Origin of the sequence: Microbacterium wangchenii, from assembly GCF_004564355.1 — a bacterium.
Lineage (GTDB): Bacteria > Actinomycetota > Actinomycetes > Actinomycetales > Microbacteriaceae > Microbacterium > Microbacterium wangchenii.
In genome coordinates this window covers 2,905,548-2,919,836 of sequence record NZ_CP038266.1, presented here as the reverse complement: position 1 = coordinate 2,919,836, position 14,289 = coordinate 2,905,548, and the positions used below count along the sequence as shown (strand labels likewise).

Here is a 14,289-nt window from a genome sequence, read left to right as displayed (position 1 = left end):
CGCGGTCTCCGTCACCGCGGCATGCTCATGCGGGCGTCGTGCCCAGGGCCGTGTAGGCGGTGGGGCGCTCGCCTCCGGCCAGCCGTGCGGGCGGCTCGCCGGCGTAGCGCAGCATCTCGCGCGTGAGGTGGCTCTGGTCGGCGTAGCCGTGACGGACCGCCAGATCCGGCAGGGGAACCCGCCCCAGCTCCGCGGCGGCGCGCTCGAATCGGATGACACCGGCGGCGGCCTTGGGACCGACCCCCACCCGGCGCGCGAAGCGGGTGGTCACGTGGCGGTGGCTCCACCCCGTGCGGGCGACCAGGTCGCCGATGCGGGCCCGGCCGCCGGAGCGGCGGAGGCGGTCCCACATCCAGTCGACGAGGGGATCGGGTTCGTCCGACTCCGCCAGCGCCGAGAGGAGCTCGCCCTCGACGAGTGCGATGCGCTCCGCCCAGCTCGACGCGCTGTCGAGCCGGTCGGGGAGCGAGCCGCCGAGGAACGGGGCGACGTCGTCGACCGCGACGACCCGCCGTGCCAGGTCGGAGCCGGGGACGCCGAGGAGCCGGGAGGCGCCCTCGGGGGTCAGATACACCTGCACGCACCGCTGGGTCCCGACGTATCGCGTCGCGGCGTGGCCGGTCATGAACCCTGCCACGAAGGACGAGTACGTGCCGGTCCCCGCTCCGTCGGAGAGCGCGGTGACCTCGAGCGGGTCGCCGAAGGAGAGCACGAGCGGCAGCAGCGCTCCGGCCGGCTGTCGTCGCTCCAGCGGGCCGGACGCGCGCTCCTGGAAACCGACGATCCCTGCGACCAGGCCCCGCAGGTGCGGGTGCGGGCGGTGGCGGGCCACCCGTGTGCGCGAGGTGGCTGCGGGTCGATTTCCTTCAAGCTCCGGCGGGGTCGCGGCGGGCATGATCGGAGCCTAACGAGAGGAGAGACGGATGGTAAGCAGGCTGGTGGCAGTGGAGTTCGTGAGCGCGGACGGGGTCATGCAGGGCCTCGGGTCACCGGACGAGGATCGTGAGGGCGGCTTCGCGCACGGCGGCTGGGGGCAGCGGTACGGCGATGTGCTGCACGAGGTTCTGGATCCCGATGGCCTCGCATCGACGTCGGCGTACCTGTTCGGGCGGAAGACCTACGACAAGCTCGCTGCCTTCTGGCCGTCCCAGCCCGCCGCGAACCCGATGGCGGCGAGTCTGAACGCGACGCCCAAGTACGTCGCGACCCGCACGCGGCCCGACCTCACGTGGAGCGGCTCGGCGCCGTTGGAGGGCGACCTCGTCGACGCGGTGCAGGGGGTGAAGACGCGGACGGACGGCGACACCGTGATCTTGGGCAGCGGCGACCTCGTCCGGCAGTTGCTGGCTGCCGGACTCATCGACGAGCTACGCCTGTTCGTGCACCCGCTTCTGCTGGGCGAGGGCAAGCGCCTCTTCGGCGCGCTGCCGGCGCCGCGCGAACTCGGGCTGCGGAACGTGGCGGCGACGAGCAAGGGCACCCTCGCGATCACGTACACCCTCGGCCCGCAGGCGTAGGGGCGAGCGTCACACGGGGAGCCGGCGGAACAGGCCGGGGTAGTCGACCACGAACCCGTCGTCGTCGACCGTGATCTCCCGCCGGAAGTCGCTGTCGCGGGATTCGTAGAGGTAGCGCCGCTCGTCCATGCGGGTGTACCGCTGAGGGTCGGCGGTGACGGTCAGATCCGCCCCGACGAAGGCGGTGACGATGTCGGCGGACGAGCCGACGGCGAGGGCGAGTCGCCGGATCGGCAGCGTGTTGGTGAACGGCGAGAAGGACAGGTCGATGTCGATCGCCTCGGACAGGTCGGCACGCGGATGCCCGTTGCACAGCCACGAGCCGTCGGCCGTCCGTTCCAGGAGCAGCTGCATCCCGCCGTCGCGGCGAGCCTCGAGCGTGCGGAACAACCACTCCTCGTCCAGTGCGACGTCATACGAGTAGGAATGATCGGCGGTGCGCACCTCGGATGCGGCGAACAGGCCCTCCGCGTCGGAGACGAATGCGAGGCGCTCCGTGCTGGGGTCCAGCACCCCCTGCCACATGATGCGCATGCGCCTCCTCCCTGTCGTGACTGTACGGCTCGGGCGGCCGCATTCCCACCGGTGCGAACCGCGACTATACTTGTGTGGTTGCCCGTCACCGGGACGACACCCCCCACCACTGCCAGGATTCGCCTGGTTCGTGGCAGCGCGCCGCTCCCGGCGCACGACAGTGAGGAAGCACATGGCACCGAAGAAGAAGGTGACCGGCCTGATCAAGCTCCAGATCAACGCCGGTGCCGCCAACCCGGCGCCGCCGATCGGCCCCGCGCTCGGTCAGCATGGCGTCAACATCATGGAGTTCTGCAAGGCGTACAACGCCGCGACGGAGTCGCAGCGCGGCAACGTCATCCCCGTGGAGATCACCGTCTACGAGGACCGCAGCTTCACGTTCATCCTGAAGACCCCGCCGGCAGCAGAGCTGATCAAGAAGGCCGCCGGTGTGGCCAAGGGCTCGCAGACCCCGCACACGACCAAGGTGGGCAAGCTCACCAAGGACCAGGTGCGTCAGATCGCTGAGACCAAGCAGCCCGACCTGAACGCGAACGATCTCGAGGCCGCCTCGAAGATCATCGCCGGCACCGCCCGCTCCATGGGCATCACGGTCGAGGACTGAGGGGATAACGAACATGGCTACCAAGTCCAAGGCGTTCCGCGCCGCCGCTGAGAAGATCGCGGCTGACAAGTTCTACACTCCGGCCGAGGCTGTCGCCCTGGCCAAGGAGACCGGCTCGAAGAAGTTCGACTCGACCGTCGAGGTCGCGCTGAAGCTCTCCGTCGACCCGCGCAAGGCCGACCAGATGGTGCGCGGCACCGTCATGCTGCCGCACGGCACGGGCAAGACCGCCCGCGTCATCGTGTTCGCCAACGGCCCCGCGGCCGAGGCTGCGATCGCGGCCGGTGCCGACGAGGTCGGCGGGTCCGAGCTCATCGAGCGCGTCGCCGGCGGCTGGACCGACTTCGACGCGGCCGTCGCCACGCCCGAGCTCATGGGCCAGGTCGGTCGGCTGGGTAAGGTGCTGGGCCCCCGTGGCCTGATGCCCAACCCGAAGACCGGTACCGTCACGCCCAACCCGGCCAAGGCCGTGGAGGAGATCAAGGGCGGAAAGATCGAGTTCCGCGTCGACAAGCACGCCAACGTGCACTTCATCGTCGGCAAGGCGTCGTTCTCGGCCGAGCAGCTGGATGAGAACCTCAACGCCGCTCTCGAGGAGATCGTGCGTCTGAAGCCGTCGAGCTCGAAGGGCCGTTACATCCAGAAGGGTTCGGTGTCGACCACGTTCGGCCCCGGCATCCCGCTGGATGTCAACGCCATCGCCTGATCCGCGTACAACGAAGGGGCCCCGCCGTGAGGTGGGGCCCCTTCGTCGATCCTGGCGGCCGTGCGCAGCAACGTGGCGTAACGTGCGGCCGCCGTCGTGCCGCGTCCGTGTTCTACTGAAATGTCCCCCTCGACGCCGCTGCGTGCCCAGCGGCACCGACGAATCATGTCTGGAACCCTCATGCTCCGCTCCCGCCCGACCGTCCTCGCCCTCGCCCTCGGCGCCGTCCTCGTCCTCACCGCCTGCAGCGGGGGAGCGCAGCAGGCCGGAGCGTCGCCCGCGGAGGACGACTACGCCCTGGCCACCGCCGGAACCCTCACCGTCGCCACCGAGGGGACGTACCGGCCGTTCAGCTTCCACGACGCCTCGGGCGAGTTGGTCGGGTTCGACGTGGAGATCGCCGAAGCCGTCGCCGACAAGCTGGGGCTGGAGATCCGGTTCCAGGAGACCCAGTGGGACGCGATCTTCGCCGGCTTGGATGCGGGTCGCTTCGACGTCATCGCTAACCAGGTGTCGATCAACCCCGAGCGTGAGGAGAAGTACCTCTTCAGCGAGCCGTACACGGTCTCGCCCGGGGTCATCGTCGTCACAGAGGACGACGACTCGATCGCCGGCTTCGAGGACCTCGCCGGAAAGACCACCGCCCAGTCCCTCACGAGCAACTGGTACGAACTCGCCACCGACAGCGGCGCGAACGTCGAGCCCGTCGAGGGGTGGGCCCAGGCGGTGAGCCTCCTTCAGCAGGGGCGTGTGGACGCCACCATCAACGACAGCCTCACGTTCCTGGACTACGAGAACAGCGAGGGCCCGACGGGGCTGAAGATCGCCGCCGAGACGGACGATCCCGCGTACAACGCCTTCGCCTTCACCCAGGACAAGGACGCGCTGGTCGCGGCGGTGGATGAGGCCCTCGCCGAGCTGCGCGAAGAGGGCGTGCTCGCCGAGATCAGCGAGAAGTACTTCGGGGCCGACGTCACCCAGTAGAGACGTCACGCAGTAGAGGCGTCACGCAGCGCGTGGCGTCCTGCTGACGGGAAGGAGTGTCATGGAGGAGGCGTGGCCCCTCATCGTCGACTCGTTCTGGCCCCTCCTGCTAGCCGGGCTCACCGGGACGATCCCGCTGGCGCTGGCGTCCTTCGCGATCGGGCTGGTCCTCGCGCTCGGCGTCGCCCTGCTGCGCCTCGCCCGCAATCCCGTGCTGTCGGGCATCGCCCGCTTCTACATCTCGGTGATCCGGGGGACCCCGCTCCTGGTTCAGCTCTTCGTGATCTTCTACGGCCTGCCCTCGGTGGGCGTGCTGATCGACCCGTGGCCGGCGGCGGTCATCGCGTTCTCCCTCAACGTCGGTGGGTACGCCGCGGAGGTCATCCGCGCGGCGATCCTCTCGGTGCCGAAGGGTCAGTGGGAGGCCGCCCACACCGTGGGCCTGTCGCCGACGAAGACCCTCACCCGCATCGTGCTGCCGCAGGCGGCGCGCGTGTCCGTCCCGCCGCTGTCGAACACCTTCATCTCGCTGGTCAAAGACACTTCGCTGGCCTCGCTCATCCTGGTCACCGAGCTGTTCCGGCGCGCGGAGAACATCGCCGCGTTCACGTACGAGTTCATGATCATCTATCTCGAGGCGGCGTTCATCTACTGGGTGTTCTGCCTCGTGCTGGCCACGGGGCAGGGCGCGATCGAGAGGAGGCTCGACCGCTATGTCGCACGATGAGCCCGCCGGCGGCGATCCGCTGGCCCCGCCCGCCGCCGCCGATGATCGGGTGCTCCTCACCGTCGGCGGACTGGAGAAGAACTTCGGGACGAACCGCGTCGTCGACGGCGTCGACTTCGAGGTGCGCCGCGGAGAAGTGGTCGTCCTCATCGGCCCGAGCGGCTCGGGGAAGACCACCGTGCTGCGCTGTCTCAACGGGCTGGAGATCGCCGACGCCGGCCGGGTAGCCTTCGACGGCGGCCCGGCGATCGACTTCGGCCGGCGCGTGTCGAAGGCCGACCGGCGCGCCCTGCGCGACCGCTCCGCGATGGTCTTTCAGCACCACAACCTGTTCCCGCACCGCACGGTGCTGCAGAACGTCGTCGAGGGTCCCGTGCACGCCCACGGCGTTGGGCGAGGCGAGGCGGTGGCCCGCGCCGAGGCGCTGCTGGCGCGCGTGGGCCTGGGTGAGAAGCGCAACGCCTACCCCTTCGAGCTGTCCGGCGGCCAGCAGCAGCGCTTGGGCATCGTGCGTGCGCTCGCGCTGCAACCCGACCTGCTGCTCTTCGACGAGCCGACCAGCGCCCTGGACCCCGAGCTCGTGGGGGAGGTGCTGGCGGTGCTCAAAGAGCTCGCCGAGGAGGGGTGGACGATGGTGATCGTCACGCACGAGCTCTCCTTCGCGCGGAAGGTGGCCGACGAGGTGCTGTTCTTCGACCGCGGCGCCATCGTGGAGCGCGGGACGCCCGGCGAGCTGTTCACCCGCCCGCAGCACGAACGCACGAGGCGGTTCGTCGACAGCATCCTGCGGCCCCTGGAGGACTGACCGGCTGCGGTCAGGCGGTGCTGTGCACCTCGAAAGAGGCGTCGCCCACCGGCGCGGTCTCGGTCGTCGTCACCTCGTCGACGCGCGATCCGGGTGGCCCCTGTCGCATCCAGCCCAGCATCTCCTCGACGGCGGCGGGCGCGCCCTCCACCTCGGCCTCCACCGTGCCGTCGCGACGGTTGCGCACCCAGCCGCGCACGCCCCGGGCGTCGGCCTCCAGGCGGGCGGTGTAGCGGTAGCCGACGCCCTGGACCTCGCCTCGGACGATCACGTGCACGCGCATCATCTCCCCATCGTGACGCACGCCGCCGCTCACGGCACCAGCACGAGGCTGACGGCGAGTGCGATCATGACGACCGCGATGATAGCGTCGAGGATGCGCCAGGCCCGTGGCGTGGCGAGCCACCGGCTGAGGTAGCGTGCGCCGAAGGCGAGCCCGAAGAACCACAGGATGCTGCCCAGCATCGCGCCTGCGGCGAACACCCAGCGTGCCTCCCCATGACCGCTGGCCACGAGCCCCAGGAAGAACACGGTGTCCAGGTACACGTGCGGGTTCAGCCAGGTCAGGGCGAGGCACGTCAGCAGCACGGGCGCCAGGCGGCTGCGCACGGCGGTGCCGGCGCGGCCGGCCGACCCGGGAGCCGGCTCGGTTTCGGGGGAGGGCGCGAGCGCGTGACCGCTCGGGCGGATCGCCCGGCGCGCGGCGAGGAGTCCGTACCCCAGCAGGAACAGCGCGCCAGCCCACCGGATCACCTCCACGAGCCAGGGAAGCGCCGTGAGGGCCAGCCCCAGCCCGGAGACCCCCAGCGCGATGAGCGCCGCATCCGAGGCGGCGCACACGGCGGCGACGGCGAACACGTGCTCGCGGCGCAGCCCCTGCCGCAGCACGAAGAGGTTCTGCGCGCCGATGGCGATGATGAGGGTCAGACCGAGGCCGAGGCCCGCGAGGAAGGAGGGGAGCACACGTCGACGTTAGGCGGGTCGCGGAGGAGCGTCCAGTTCAAGATTCTTCCGAACCATTAGCCTGTCTTCATGTCCATCCCCGTCGATCTGGCCCGCACGCTCGCGGTCATCCTCGATGAGGGCACCCTGGAGGCCGCCGCCCGGCGTCTGCACGTGACCCCCTCCGCCGTGAGTCAGCGAGTACGGGCGCTGGAGGCCCGGCTGGGGCGCGTCGTGCTCGTGCGCACCAAGCCGGTCCGCGCCACGGAGGCGGGACAGGCCGTCGTCCGCCTCGCCCGCCAGCTCGACCTCCTCGAGCACGACGCCCTGGCCGGCATCGGCTCCGATGAGGCCGCGACCGCCGTCGTGCCCCTCGCCGTCAACGCCGACTCCCTGGCGACGTGGTTCCTGCCGCCGCTGGCCCGGGTGGCGGAGCGTCACCGGGTGGTCTTCCAGCTCCACCGCGACGATCAGGACTTCACGGCGGGCCTGCTGGAATCGGGGACGGTGATGGGGGCGATCACCTCCCGGGAGGCGCCGGTGGCCGGATGTCGCGTGCGCGCGGTCGGCGTGCTGCGGTACGAGGCGGTCGCCAGCGCCGAGTTCGCGCGGCGCTGGTTCCCGGACGGCGTCGACGGCGACGCCCTCGCGCAGGCTCCGGTGGTGGACTTCGACCGCCGTGACGACCTGCAGTCGCGCTGGCTCGCCGATCAGGCGCCGGCCGGTTCGCCTCCGCGTCATCTCGTCCCCGCCTCGCACGACTTCGCCACGGCGATCCGGCTGGGCCTCGGGTGGGGGCTGCTTCCGCCGTTCCAGTCGGAGGAGCACGTGCGCTCGGGCGAGCTCGTCCTCCTGGGCGGCGCGCCCGTGGACGTCCCCCTGTTCTGGCAGCAGTGGAACCTCACCTCCCCGCTCCTCGACGAGATCGCCGACGAGGTCGTGCAGGAGGGCGCGCGGGTGCTGGCCGCCGCGTGAGCGCCCGCTCGCCGGTCGGGCTCCGCCTGGTCAGCGGATGCCGACGTGGAAGCGCGACTCGTCGCTGCGGTGCAGGGCGTTGTAGCGCTCGAACGGCACTCCGTCGTCGTCCCACGCCAGCGACTCGATGGCCAGCACGGGCTGGCCGGGCTTGAGCTCCAGCAACCGGGCGTCCTCTTCCCCCGGTACGACGGCGCTGATCCAGCGGTCCGCCCCGCTGGGGTGGACGCCGAAGTGCCGGCGCAGATGCTCGTACAGGGACCGGTTCTCCAGGTTCGCCCTGCCCAGGGTCGGGAAGCGGTCATAGGGGAGAACCGTGTCCACGAGAAGCCAGGGCGTGCCGTCCACGCGGCGCAGGCGACGCAGGCGTACGACCTGGGAGCCGGAGGGGAGGCGGAGCGCCTGGGCGTCGTCGGGGCTGGCCGGGCCCACCTCGAAATCGAGGACGCGCGTGGTGACGTTGCGCCCGGTCGTGGACAGATCGTCGGAGGAACCCGCCATCGAGCCGATGAACTTCAGATCCGGCCGCTGGGGCGCCACGAAAGACCCGCGCGCACGCACCTTGTAGATGAGGCCGGCGCGCACCAGTTCGGCCAGGGCCTCCCGCACGACGGTCCGCGAGACGCTGTAGCGGTCGATGAGCTCGGATTCGGAGGGGAGCGCCTGATCGGCGCGGAGCAGCCCGGATTCGATCTCCTGACGCAGCACCCTGGCCAGTTGCTGCCACAGCGGCGCATCCGCCTCGCGGTCGAGGACGGGGTACGACGCGGGTGTGGACATGGCGGCTCCTTCGGTCCGGCGCCAGTGCTCAGAGCGTATCGCGCGTGCTCGGCGGGCCGGAGTCGCCGCGATTGACAGCGCCGCGACGCATGCCTATCTTAGTCATTACCAACTCATCATGACATGTTGGTCATAATAGGTCCCGAGCGGTGCCCGACCGCTCAGCGTTCGTCACTTCGCGACGAAGCGAACCAGGAGGCAATGACAATGAAGTTCCCCCACATCCGACGTGCCGGCGCCGCGGTCGCCGCGACCGTCGCGGCGACCCTGCTCCTCGCCGGCTGCGGCGGCACCGCCGACGCCGGAAACGGCACGGAGGGCGGCGAGCCCGAAGGGCTGAAGATCGCGCTGTCCAACGGCTTCGTCAACGGATGGCGCCTCACGCTCATCGACAAGTTCGAGACCGAGGCGGACAAGCTCAAGGCCGAAGGCGTCGTGTCGGACTACTCGGTGGTGAACGCCCCGGGCGAGAACAGCGCCACCGAACAGGCGTCGCAGATCCGCAGCCTCATGCTGCAGAACCCCGACGTCCTCATGGTCATCCCGGCGTCCTCCAGCGCGCTCAAGCCCGTCATCGAAGAGGCCTGCACCGCCGGCATCAACGTCATCATTCTCGACGCCGACATGGAGACCAGCTGCGGCACCGTGGTGCGCAACGAGTACGGCCAGTGGGGTGCGGACTCCCTTGAACCCGCCCTCGAGGCGATCGGCGGCAAGGGCGACATCGTCATCAACCGCGGCGTCGTGGGTTCTCAGCCCGAGGAGGCGTTCCACGCGCGTCAGCTGGAGATCCTCGCCGACTACCCGGATGTGAAGGTCGCCGCCGAGATCAACGGCTTCTGCGACTCGGCGACCGCGCAGAAGGAGATCGTCGGAATCCTCGGATCGCTCCCCGAGATCGCGGCGGTGCCCGGCTGCATCGGCGGCATGGGCATCGTGCAGGCGTTCGAGTCCGCCGGTCGTGAGGCACCCGTGGTCGTCTTCGACACCGACGGCAAGTCGCTGAAGTTCTGGCAGGACAGCGGCATCGACAACGGCTCCTTCGCCGCCCTCACCGACCCCGGCCAGGTCGTCGCCGCCATCTACGTCGCCCTCGCCAAGGAGCGCGGTGACGACGTGCCGGCCGAGGTCGTGCTGCCGCTGGTGAAGATCGCGCAGGAGGACCTCGACTACTGGGTGTCCGAGCTGGGCACCGACGAGTACGCCGCCATCGCGTGGGATGACGAGTCGATCGAGGCCGCCCTCGAGGCGCTCGAGAACGGCGAAGACGTGCAGGCACCGGCGCTGCAGAAGTGACCGACCGGCCGACCAGTTCGAAGGAGCACCCGATGGCATCCGTGACGCAGAGTCCCCCCTCTGCTTCGCCCGAGGCGACGCAGGTCGTGCTGACGGCGCAGGACGTGTCCAAGCGGTACGGCAGCACGACGGCCCTCGCCGGGATCGACGTCACCGTGCGGGCGGGCGAGATCCTCGGACTGGTCGGCCACAACGGCGCCGGCAAGAGCACCCTCATGCGCGTGCTGGCCGGGCGCGAGCAGCCCGATGCCGGCAGCGTGAGCTGGCGCGGCGGCGCGGCGTGGAACCAGTCCGCGGCCGCTCGCGCCGGCGTCCGCATGGTCTACCAGGAGCTGGCGCTGTGCCCTGACCTGACGGTCGCGGAGAACATCGCCCTCTCCGATCGCGGCGCCCGCGGCCTGGCGTGGCGGCGCACCGCCGAACGGCACGTCGCCGAGAAGCTCGATCACGTCTTCCCGGGGCACGGCATCGCGATCGTGCGCCGCACGAGCGATCTGACGATGGCGCAGCGGCAGATGGTCGAGATCGCCCGCGCTCTCTGCACGCCTGATCTCGCCATGCTCATCCTCGACGAGCCGACCGAGTCGCTCAGCGTCGACGCCACCGCCCAGTTGTATGCGCACCTGCGCGAGCTCGCCGCATCCGGTGTCGCCATGGTGCTCATCTCGCACCGGATGCAGGAGGTCCTGGCGAACGCGGACCGCATCGCCGTGATGAAGGACGGCCGGATCGTGGACACCGTCGCGGCACGTGCCACCTCCGAACAGGCTCTGCTGTCCACGATGGGCGGCGAAGTGCATGCCGACACGGCCACCGTCCGCCGGGTCAGCGCCACCGAGCGCGCCGACATCCGCCAGGGCGGAACGGTCGCGCGCATCACCGGGGAGGGCGTGCCCTTCGTCGTGCAGCCGGGCGAGATCGTCGGCCTGGCCGGGCTCGCCGGCCATGGACAGGACGTGCTCCTGCGGCGGCTGTGGACCAGCGCGCGGGGGGTCACCGTCGCCAAGCGCCGCGCCTACGTGCCCGGCGACCGTCAGACCAGCGGCATCTTCCCGCTGTGGAGCGTCGCGGAGAACCTCACCGTCTCGGCCTCCCGGCAGCTCTCCTCCGGCGGCGTCATCCGCTCGGGCCGCAAGCGCGCGCTCGCGGACGAATGGGTGCAGCGCCTAAGCGTCAAGGGCGGCGCCCGCGCGCCGATCACCTCGCTCTCGGGCGGCAACCAGCAGAAGGTGCTCGTCGCCCGCGCCTTCGCCACGGACGCGGCCCTGGTGCTGCTGGACGACCCCTTCCGAGGCGTGGACGTCGCCACCAAGAACGAGCTCTACGCCCTCATGCGCGTGGAAGCCTCCCGGGGCCGCTCGATCGTCTGGTACTCGACGGAGAACGGCGAGATGGCGCACTGCGACCGCGTCTACGTGTTCCGCTCCGGCCGCATCGTGAGCCAGCTCGCCGACGACGACATCACGGAAGACCGCATCATCGCCGACTCGTTCGGCGGCGACGACCGCACGCAGGAGGACGCTCGATGAGCACCGCCACCGTCTCGTTCCCCTCCACGGGTCAGCGCCTGCGCGCCGACGCCGTGAACGGATCGCCCGCTCTGCTCGCGCTCGTGGCACTGGTGGCGATCTTCGCGATCACCGCGACGCTGCAGCCGGGCATCCTGAGCGTTCCCGGTCTGACGCTCATGCTCATGTCGTCGGTGCCCCTCGTGCTCGCCGCGCAGGCGCAGATGATCATCATGAGCGTCGGCGACATCGACCTCGGGATCGGGTTCCTGGTGGGTCTGGTCACCGTCATCGCCGCGACGCTCTTCGTGGACGCGCCGCTGCTCGCGCTCGCCTCGATCGTCGGGATCGTCGTCGCCTACGCCGTCATCGCGTACGTCGTGCAGCAGCGCGGTGTGCCCTCCATCATCATCACGCTCGGCATGTCGTTCGTGTGGCTGGGCATCGGCCTGCAGATCCGCCCGACGCCGGGAGGCGAGACGCCCGCGTGGCTGTCGGTCATCTCGACGTGGCGACCCACGTGGTTCCCGGCCCCCGTGATCTTCATCATCGCCGCGACGCTGATCGGCTGGTACGTCACGCGTCGTGCGCGCATCGGCACGCGCATGCGTGCGCTCGGCTCACAGGCCCCGACGCTCGAGAAGGCAGGCGTATCGCTCGCCGCCACCCGCATCGCCGCGTACGTGATCGCCGCGATCCTCATGATCCTCGCCGGCCTCATGCTCGCCTCCCAGACCTGGTCGGGTGACATCAACGCGGCCAGCGAGTACACGCTCATGACGATCGCCGCCGTGATCCTCGGCGGCGGCACCTTCGCCGGAGGTCGTGCAATGCCGATCGGCACCACGCTCGGGGCGGTCACCCTCGGGCTCATCACCGTCCTGCTGAGCCTCATCAACCTGCCCTCCAGCCTGCAGTCGGCCGCACAGGGACTCATCGTCATCGCTGTGCTGGCCGGCCGCATCATCACCGAGAGGTTCGTCCGATGAGCGCCATCGACAACGCCGTACCGACCGAGCGCCGCCGCCTCACGTGGCCCGCGTGGGGGTGGTCCCTCATCGGCGTGCTCGCGGTGTGGGCCGTCATCGTCGCGGTGCGCCCCGGCGCGCCGCTCGACCCGCTGACCCAGGCGCTCTCGCTGGCGCCGTTCCTCGTGCTGGTCGCACTGGGGCAGATGCTCGTCATCACCCTCGGCCCCGGCAACATCGATGTGTCCGTCGGCACGATCGTCTCGATGACCTCGTACGTCTCGGTGGCCGTGGGAGCGACGGCGGGACCGGTCGTGGGCCTCGCCGCCGCCGCGGGCGCCGGAGTCGCCGCGGGCGCCGTCAGCGTCGCAGCCATCCTGCTGCTGCGGGTCCCCCCGATCATCGCCACCCTCGCAACGAGTCTGGTCGTCACCAGCGCGACACTGCTGCTCGCCGATGCCGCACGGGGCGGTGCGGATCCGGCGCTGCGCTCGTTCGTCAATGCCAAGGTGCTCGGCATCCCCCTCATCGCCCTCCTCGTCGTGCTGGTCACCGTGGTCATCTGGTTCCTGCTGCGCCACACCCGGCTCGGGCTGTCGATCATCGCGGTGGGCCAGAGCGAGCGTGCCGCCGAGCGGGCGGGGCTCAAGGTCGTCGCCGTCACCGCGACCGCCTACCTCGTCAGCGCCGGTTTCGCCGGGCTGGTGGGCGGCCTGCTGGCCGCGTTCATCTCGCCCAGCACGCAGCTGGGTACGTCCTACATGCTCGATTCGATCGCGGTCGTCGTGATCGGCGGCACCCTCATCTCCGGCGGACGCCCGGTCGCGACCGGTGCCTGGACCGGTGCCCTCTTCTTCGTGCTGCTGTCGGGGCTGCTGAACCTCGTCGGCTGGTCCGTCGGCGCCCAGAACGTGCTGAAGGGCGTCCTGGTCGTCCTGGTCGTCATCGTCGCCTCCGCCGCCACCGGCACCGGTCGCACCAGCATCCGGCGGCTGCGTGCCTCCCTGACCCCGGGCGCGCCGCAGGCAGCGTCCACCACCACAACACAGAAGGAGCCCATCCATGGCTGACCTCGACGACCTCCGCGACGGCACGGACTTCTCCGCCGCCCGCACGGCCCCCGGCGCTTTCCACCTGAAGGGCCAGTCCGGCCAGGACTGGGGCCTGCGCGCGCGTCTGTCGCGCGTGTTCGACCCGAGCGATGGCAAGACCGTCATGCTCGCGTTCGATCACGGCTACTTCCAGGGCCCCACCTCCGGGCTGGAGAACCTCGAGCGCTCCATCCTGCCGCTGGTCCCGCAGGCCGATGCCCTCATGTGCACGCGCGGAGCTCTCCGCACCACGATCCCCGCCGACAACGGCAAGGGCATCGTCCTGCGCGCCTCGGGGGGACCGAGCGTCCTGAAGGAGCTGTCCGACGAAGAGCTCGCGGTCTCCATCGATGACGCCGTGCGCCTGGACGCCGCCGCTCTGGCGGTGCAGGTGTTCGTCGGCGGTGAGAACGAGACCAAGTCGATCAAGAACCTCACCACGCTCGTCGACCAGGGTCAGGCGACGGGGATCCCGGTGCTCGCGGTCACCGCCGTCGGTCGCGACATGGTGCGCGACGCGCGGTACTTCCGTCTCGCCACCCGCATCAGCGCCGAGCTGGGCGCCGCCTTCGTGAAGACGTACTACGTCGAGGAGGGCTTCGAGACCATCACGAGCGCGTGCCCCGTGCCGATCGTGATCGCCGGCGGCAAGAAGGTCGAGGAGCAGGAGGCCCTGCGCGTGGCGTACCAGGCCATGCAGGAGGGCGCCGCGGGCGTCGACATGGGCCGGAACGTGTTCCAGTCCGAGCACCCGGCCGCCATGCTCGCCGCCGTCCGCGGTGTCGTCCACGACGGCCTGAACCCGGCCGACGCGTTCGAGCTCTTCCAGTCCCTCTCCCACTGACACCGGCG

At 70.5% G+C, this 14,289-nt stretch carries 17 protein-coding genes; 12 read left to right on the top strand and 5 right to left on the bottom strand.

Translation table 11 applies throughout. The features are described 5' to 3' along the window. Positions 1-25 precede the first annotated feature (25 nt). Complete coding sequence (locus E4K62_RS14175) at positions 26-895, bottom strand: AraC family transcriptional regulator (RefSeq protein ID WP_135068519.1); 870 nt, start codon at positions 893-895, stop codon at positions 26-28. A gap of 28 nt (positions 896-923) precedes the next feature. On the opposite strand from E4K62_RS14175, the gene E4K62_RS14170 reads away from it, so the two are divergent. Then, complete coding sequence (locus E4K62_RS14170) at positions 924-1,517, top strand: dihydrofolate reductase family protein (RefSeq protein WP_135068517.1); 594 nt, start codon at positions 924-926, stop codon at positions 1,515-1,517. A gap of 9 nt (positions 1,518-1,526) precedes the next feature. On the opposite strand, the gene E4K62_RS14165 is transcribed toward E4K62_RS14170, so the two are convergent. Next, entirely contained in the window at positions 1,527-2,051 is a 525-nt protein-coding gene (locus E4K62_RS14165; RefSeq protein WP_135068515.1) for a putative glycolipid-binding domain-containing protein, read from the bottom strand. A 172-nt stretch (positions 2,052-2,223) separates the two neighbouring features. On the opposite strand from E4K62_RS14165, the gene rplK reads away from it, so the two are divergent. From rplK to E4K62_RS14140, 5 genes are all read left to right on the top strand, one after another. After that, positions 2,224-2,655, top strand: coding sequence for a 50S ribosomal protein L11 (gene rplK / locus E4K62_RS14160; RefSeq protein WP_135068513.1), 432 nt, complete (start codon positions 2,224-2,226; stop codon positions 2,653-2,655). 13 nt (positions 2,656-2,668) lie between these two features. After that, entirely contained in the window at positions 2,669-3,361 is a 693-nt protein-coding gene (gene rplA / locus E4K62_RS14155; protein WP_135068511.1) for a 50S ribosomal protein L1, read from the top strand. A gap of 180 nt (positions 3,362-3,541) precedes the next feature. Then, complete coding sequence (locus tag E4K62_RS14150) at positions 3,542-4,345, top strand: amino acid ABC transporter substrate-binding protein (RefSeq protein WP_135071396.1); 804 nt, start codon at positions 3,542-3,544, stop codon at positions 4,343-4,345. 61 nt (positions 4,346-4,406) lie between these two features. Beyond that, a complete protein-coding gene (locus E4K62_RS14145) occupies positions 4,407-5,072 on the top strand; it encodes an amino acid ABC transporter permease (RefSeq protein ID WP_135068509.1) in 666 nt (221 codons plus the stop codon). Next, the gene (locus E4K62_RS14140) at positions 5,059-5,877 is read left to right on the top strand and encodes an amino acid ABC transporter ATP-binding protein (RefSeq protein WP_135068507.1); all 819 of its coding nucleotides are present in this window, start codon (positions 5,059-5,061) and stop codon (positions 5,875-5,877) included. Before E4K62_RS14145 ends, E4K62_RS14140 begins: the two co-directional genes overlap by 14 nt. Before the next feature lie 10 nt (positions 5,878-5,887). On the opposite strand, the gene E4K62_RS14135 is transcribed toward E4K62_RS14140, so the two are convergent. After that, positions 5,888-6,163: an acylphosphatase gene (locus tag E4K62_RS14135; protein WP_135068505.1), complete on the bottom strand. Its 276-nt coding sequence runs from the start codon at positions 6,161-6,163 to the stop codon at positions 5,888-5,890. Between the two features lie 26 nt (positions 6,164-6,189). Continuing rightward, complete coding sequence (locus E4K62_RS14130) at positions 6,190-6,840, bottom strand: LysE/ArgO family amino acid transporter (protein ID WP_135068503.1); 651 nt, start codon at positions 6,838-6,840, stop codon at positions 6,190-6,192. Positions 6,841-6,909: 69 nt separating this feature from the next. Here E4K62_RS14130 and E4K62_RS14125 point away from each other — a divergent pair, with 69 nt between their 5' ends. Further along, a complete protein-coding gene (locus E4K62_RS14125; protein WP_135068501.1) occupies positions 6,910-7,794 on the top strand; it encodes a LysR family transcriptional regulator ArgP in 885 nt (294 codons plus the stop codon). 30 nt (positions 7,795-7,824) lie between these two features. Here the strand turns inward: E4K62_RS14125 and E4K62_RS14120 are convergent, their stop codons facing one another. After that, entirely contained in the window at positions 7,825-8,574 is a 750-nt protein-coding gene (locus tag E4K62_RS14120) for a GntR family transcriptional regulator (protein ID WP_135068499.1), read from the bottom strand. A 207-nt stretch (positions 8,575-8,781) separates the two neighbouring features. Here E4K62_RS14120 and E4K62_RS14115 point away from each other — a divergent pair, with 207 nt between their 5' ends. The 5 genes from E4K62_RS14115 to lsrF are packed head-to-tail and all read left to right on the top strand — an operon-like array spanning position 8,782 to position 14,281. After that, the gene (locus tag E4K62_RS14115; protein WP_167747798.1) at positions 8,782-9,870 is read left to right on the top strand and encodes a substrate-binding domain-containing protein; all 1,089 of its coding nucleotides are present in this window, start codon (positions 8,782-8,784) and stop codon (positions 9,868-9,870) included. A gap of 32 nt (positions 9,871-9,902) precedes the next feature. Beyond that, on the top strand, positions 9,903-11,399 hold the full coding sequence (locus E4K62_RS14110; protein WP_135068495.1) for a sugar ABC transporter ATP-binding protein: 1,497 nt from the start codon (positions 9,903-9,905) through the stop codon (positions 11,397-11,399). Then, the gene (locus E4K62_RS14105) at positions 11,396-12,367 is read left to right on the top strand and encodes an ABC transporter permease (protein WP_135068493.1); all 972 of its coding nucleotides are present in this window, start codon (positions 11,396-11,398) and stop codon (positions 12,365-12,367) included. The genes E4K62_RS14110 and E4K62_RS14105 overlap by 4 nt, the downstream gene beginning before the upstream one ends. Further along, positions 12,364-13,416, top strand: a complete 1,053-nt coding sequence (locus tag E4K62_RS14100; protein WP_135068491.1) for an ABC transporter permease — start codon at positions 12,364-12,366, stop codon at positions 13,414-13,416. Before E4K62_RS14105 ends, E4K62_RS14100 begins: the two co-directional genes overlap by 4 nt. Beyond that, the gene (gene lsrF / locus E4K62_RS14095) at positions 13,409-14,281 is read left to right on the top strand and encodes a 3-hydroxy-5-phosphonooxypentane-2,4-dione thiolase (RefSeq protein WP_135068489.1); all 873 of its coding nucleotides are present in this window, start codon (positions 13,409-13,411) and stop codon (positions 14,279-14,281) included. The genes E4K62_RS14100 and lsrF overlap by 8 nt, the downstream gene beginning before the upstream one ends. The last annotated feature ends 8 nt before the right edge of the window (positions 14,282-14,289 follow it).

Coding starts and splice junctions, on each gene's coding strand:
- E4K62_RS14175 (WP_135068519.1), bottom strand. CDS start 895: ATGCCCGCCGCGACCCCGCCGGAGCTTGAAGGAAATCGACCCGCAGCC.
- E4K62_RS14170 (WP_135068517.1), top strand. CDS start 924: ATGGTAAGCAGGCTGGTGGCAGTGGAGTTCGTGAGCGCGGACGGGGTC.
- E4K62_RS14165 (WP_135068515.1), bottom strand. CDS start 2,051: ATGCGCATCATGTGGCAGGGGGTGCTGGACCCCAGCACGGAGCGCCTC.
- rplK (WP_135068513.1), top strand. CDS start 2,224: ATGGCACCGAAGAAGAAGGTGACCGGCCTGATCAAGCTCCAGATCAAC.
- rplA (WP_135068511.1), top strand. CDS start 2,669: ATGGCTACCAAGTCCAAGGCGTTCCGCGCCGCCGCTGAGAAGATCGCG.
- E4K62_RS14150 (WP_135071396.1), top strand. CDS start 3,542: ATGCTCCGCTCCCGCCCGACCGTCCTCGCCCTCGCCCTCGGCGCCGTC.
- E4K62_RS14145 (WP_135068509.1), top strand. CDS start 4,407: ATGGAGGAGGCGTGGCCCCTCATCGTCGACTCGTTCTGGCCCCTCCTG.
- E4K62_RS14140 (WP_135068507.1), top strand. CDS start 5,059: ATGTCGCACGATGAGCCCGCCGGCGGCGATCCGCTGGCCCCGCCCGCC.
- E4K62_RS14135 (WP_135068505.1), bottom strand. CDS start 6,163: ATGATGCGCGTGCACGTGATCGTCCGAGGCGAGGTCCAGGGCGTCGGC.
- E4K62_RS14125 (WP_135068501.1), top strand. CDS start 6,910: ATGTCCATCCCCGTCGATCTGGCCCGCACGCTCGCGGTCATCCTCGAT.
- E4K62_RS14120 (WP_135068499.1), bottom strand. CDS start 8,574: ATGTCCACACCCGCGTCGTACCCCGTCCTCGACCGCGAGGCGGATGCG.
- E4K62_RS14115 (WP_167747798.1), top strand. CDS start 8,782: ATGAAGTTCCCCCACATCCGACGTGCCGGCGCCGCGGTCGCCGCGACC.
- E4K62_RS14110 (WP_135068495.1), top strand. CDS start 9,903: ATGGCATCCGTGACGCAGAGTCCCCCCTCTGCTTCGCCCGAGGCGACG.
- E4K62_RS14105 (WP_135068493.1), top strand. CDS start 11,396: ATGAGCACCGCCACCGTCTCGTTCCCCTCCACGGGTCAGCGCCTGCGC.
- E4K62_RS14100 (WP_135068491.1), top strand. CDS start 12,364: ATGAGCGCCATCGACAACGCCGTACCGACCGAGCGCCGCCGCCTCACG.
- lsrF (WP_135068489.1), top strand. CDS start 13,409: ATGGCTGACCTCGACGACCTCCGCGACGGCACGGACTTCTCCGCCGCC.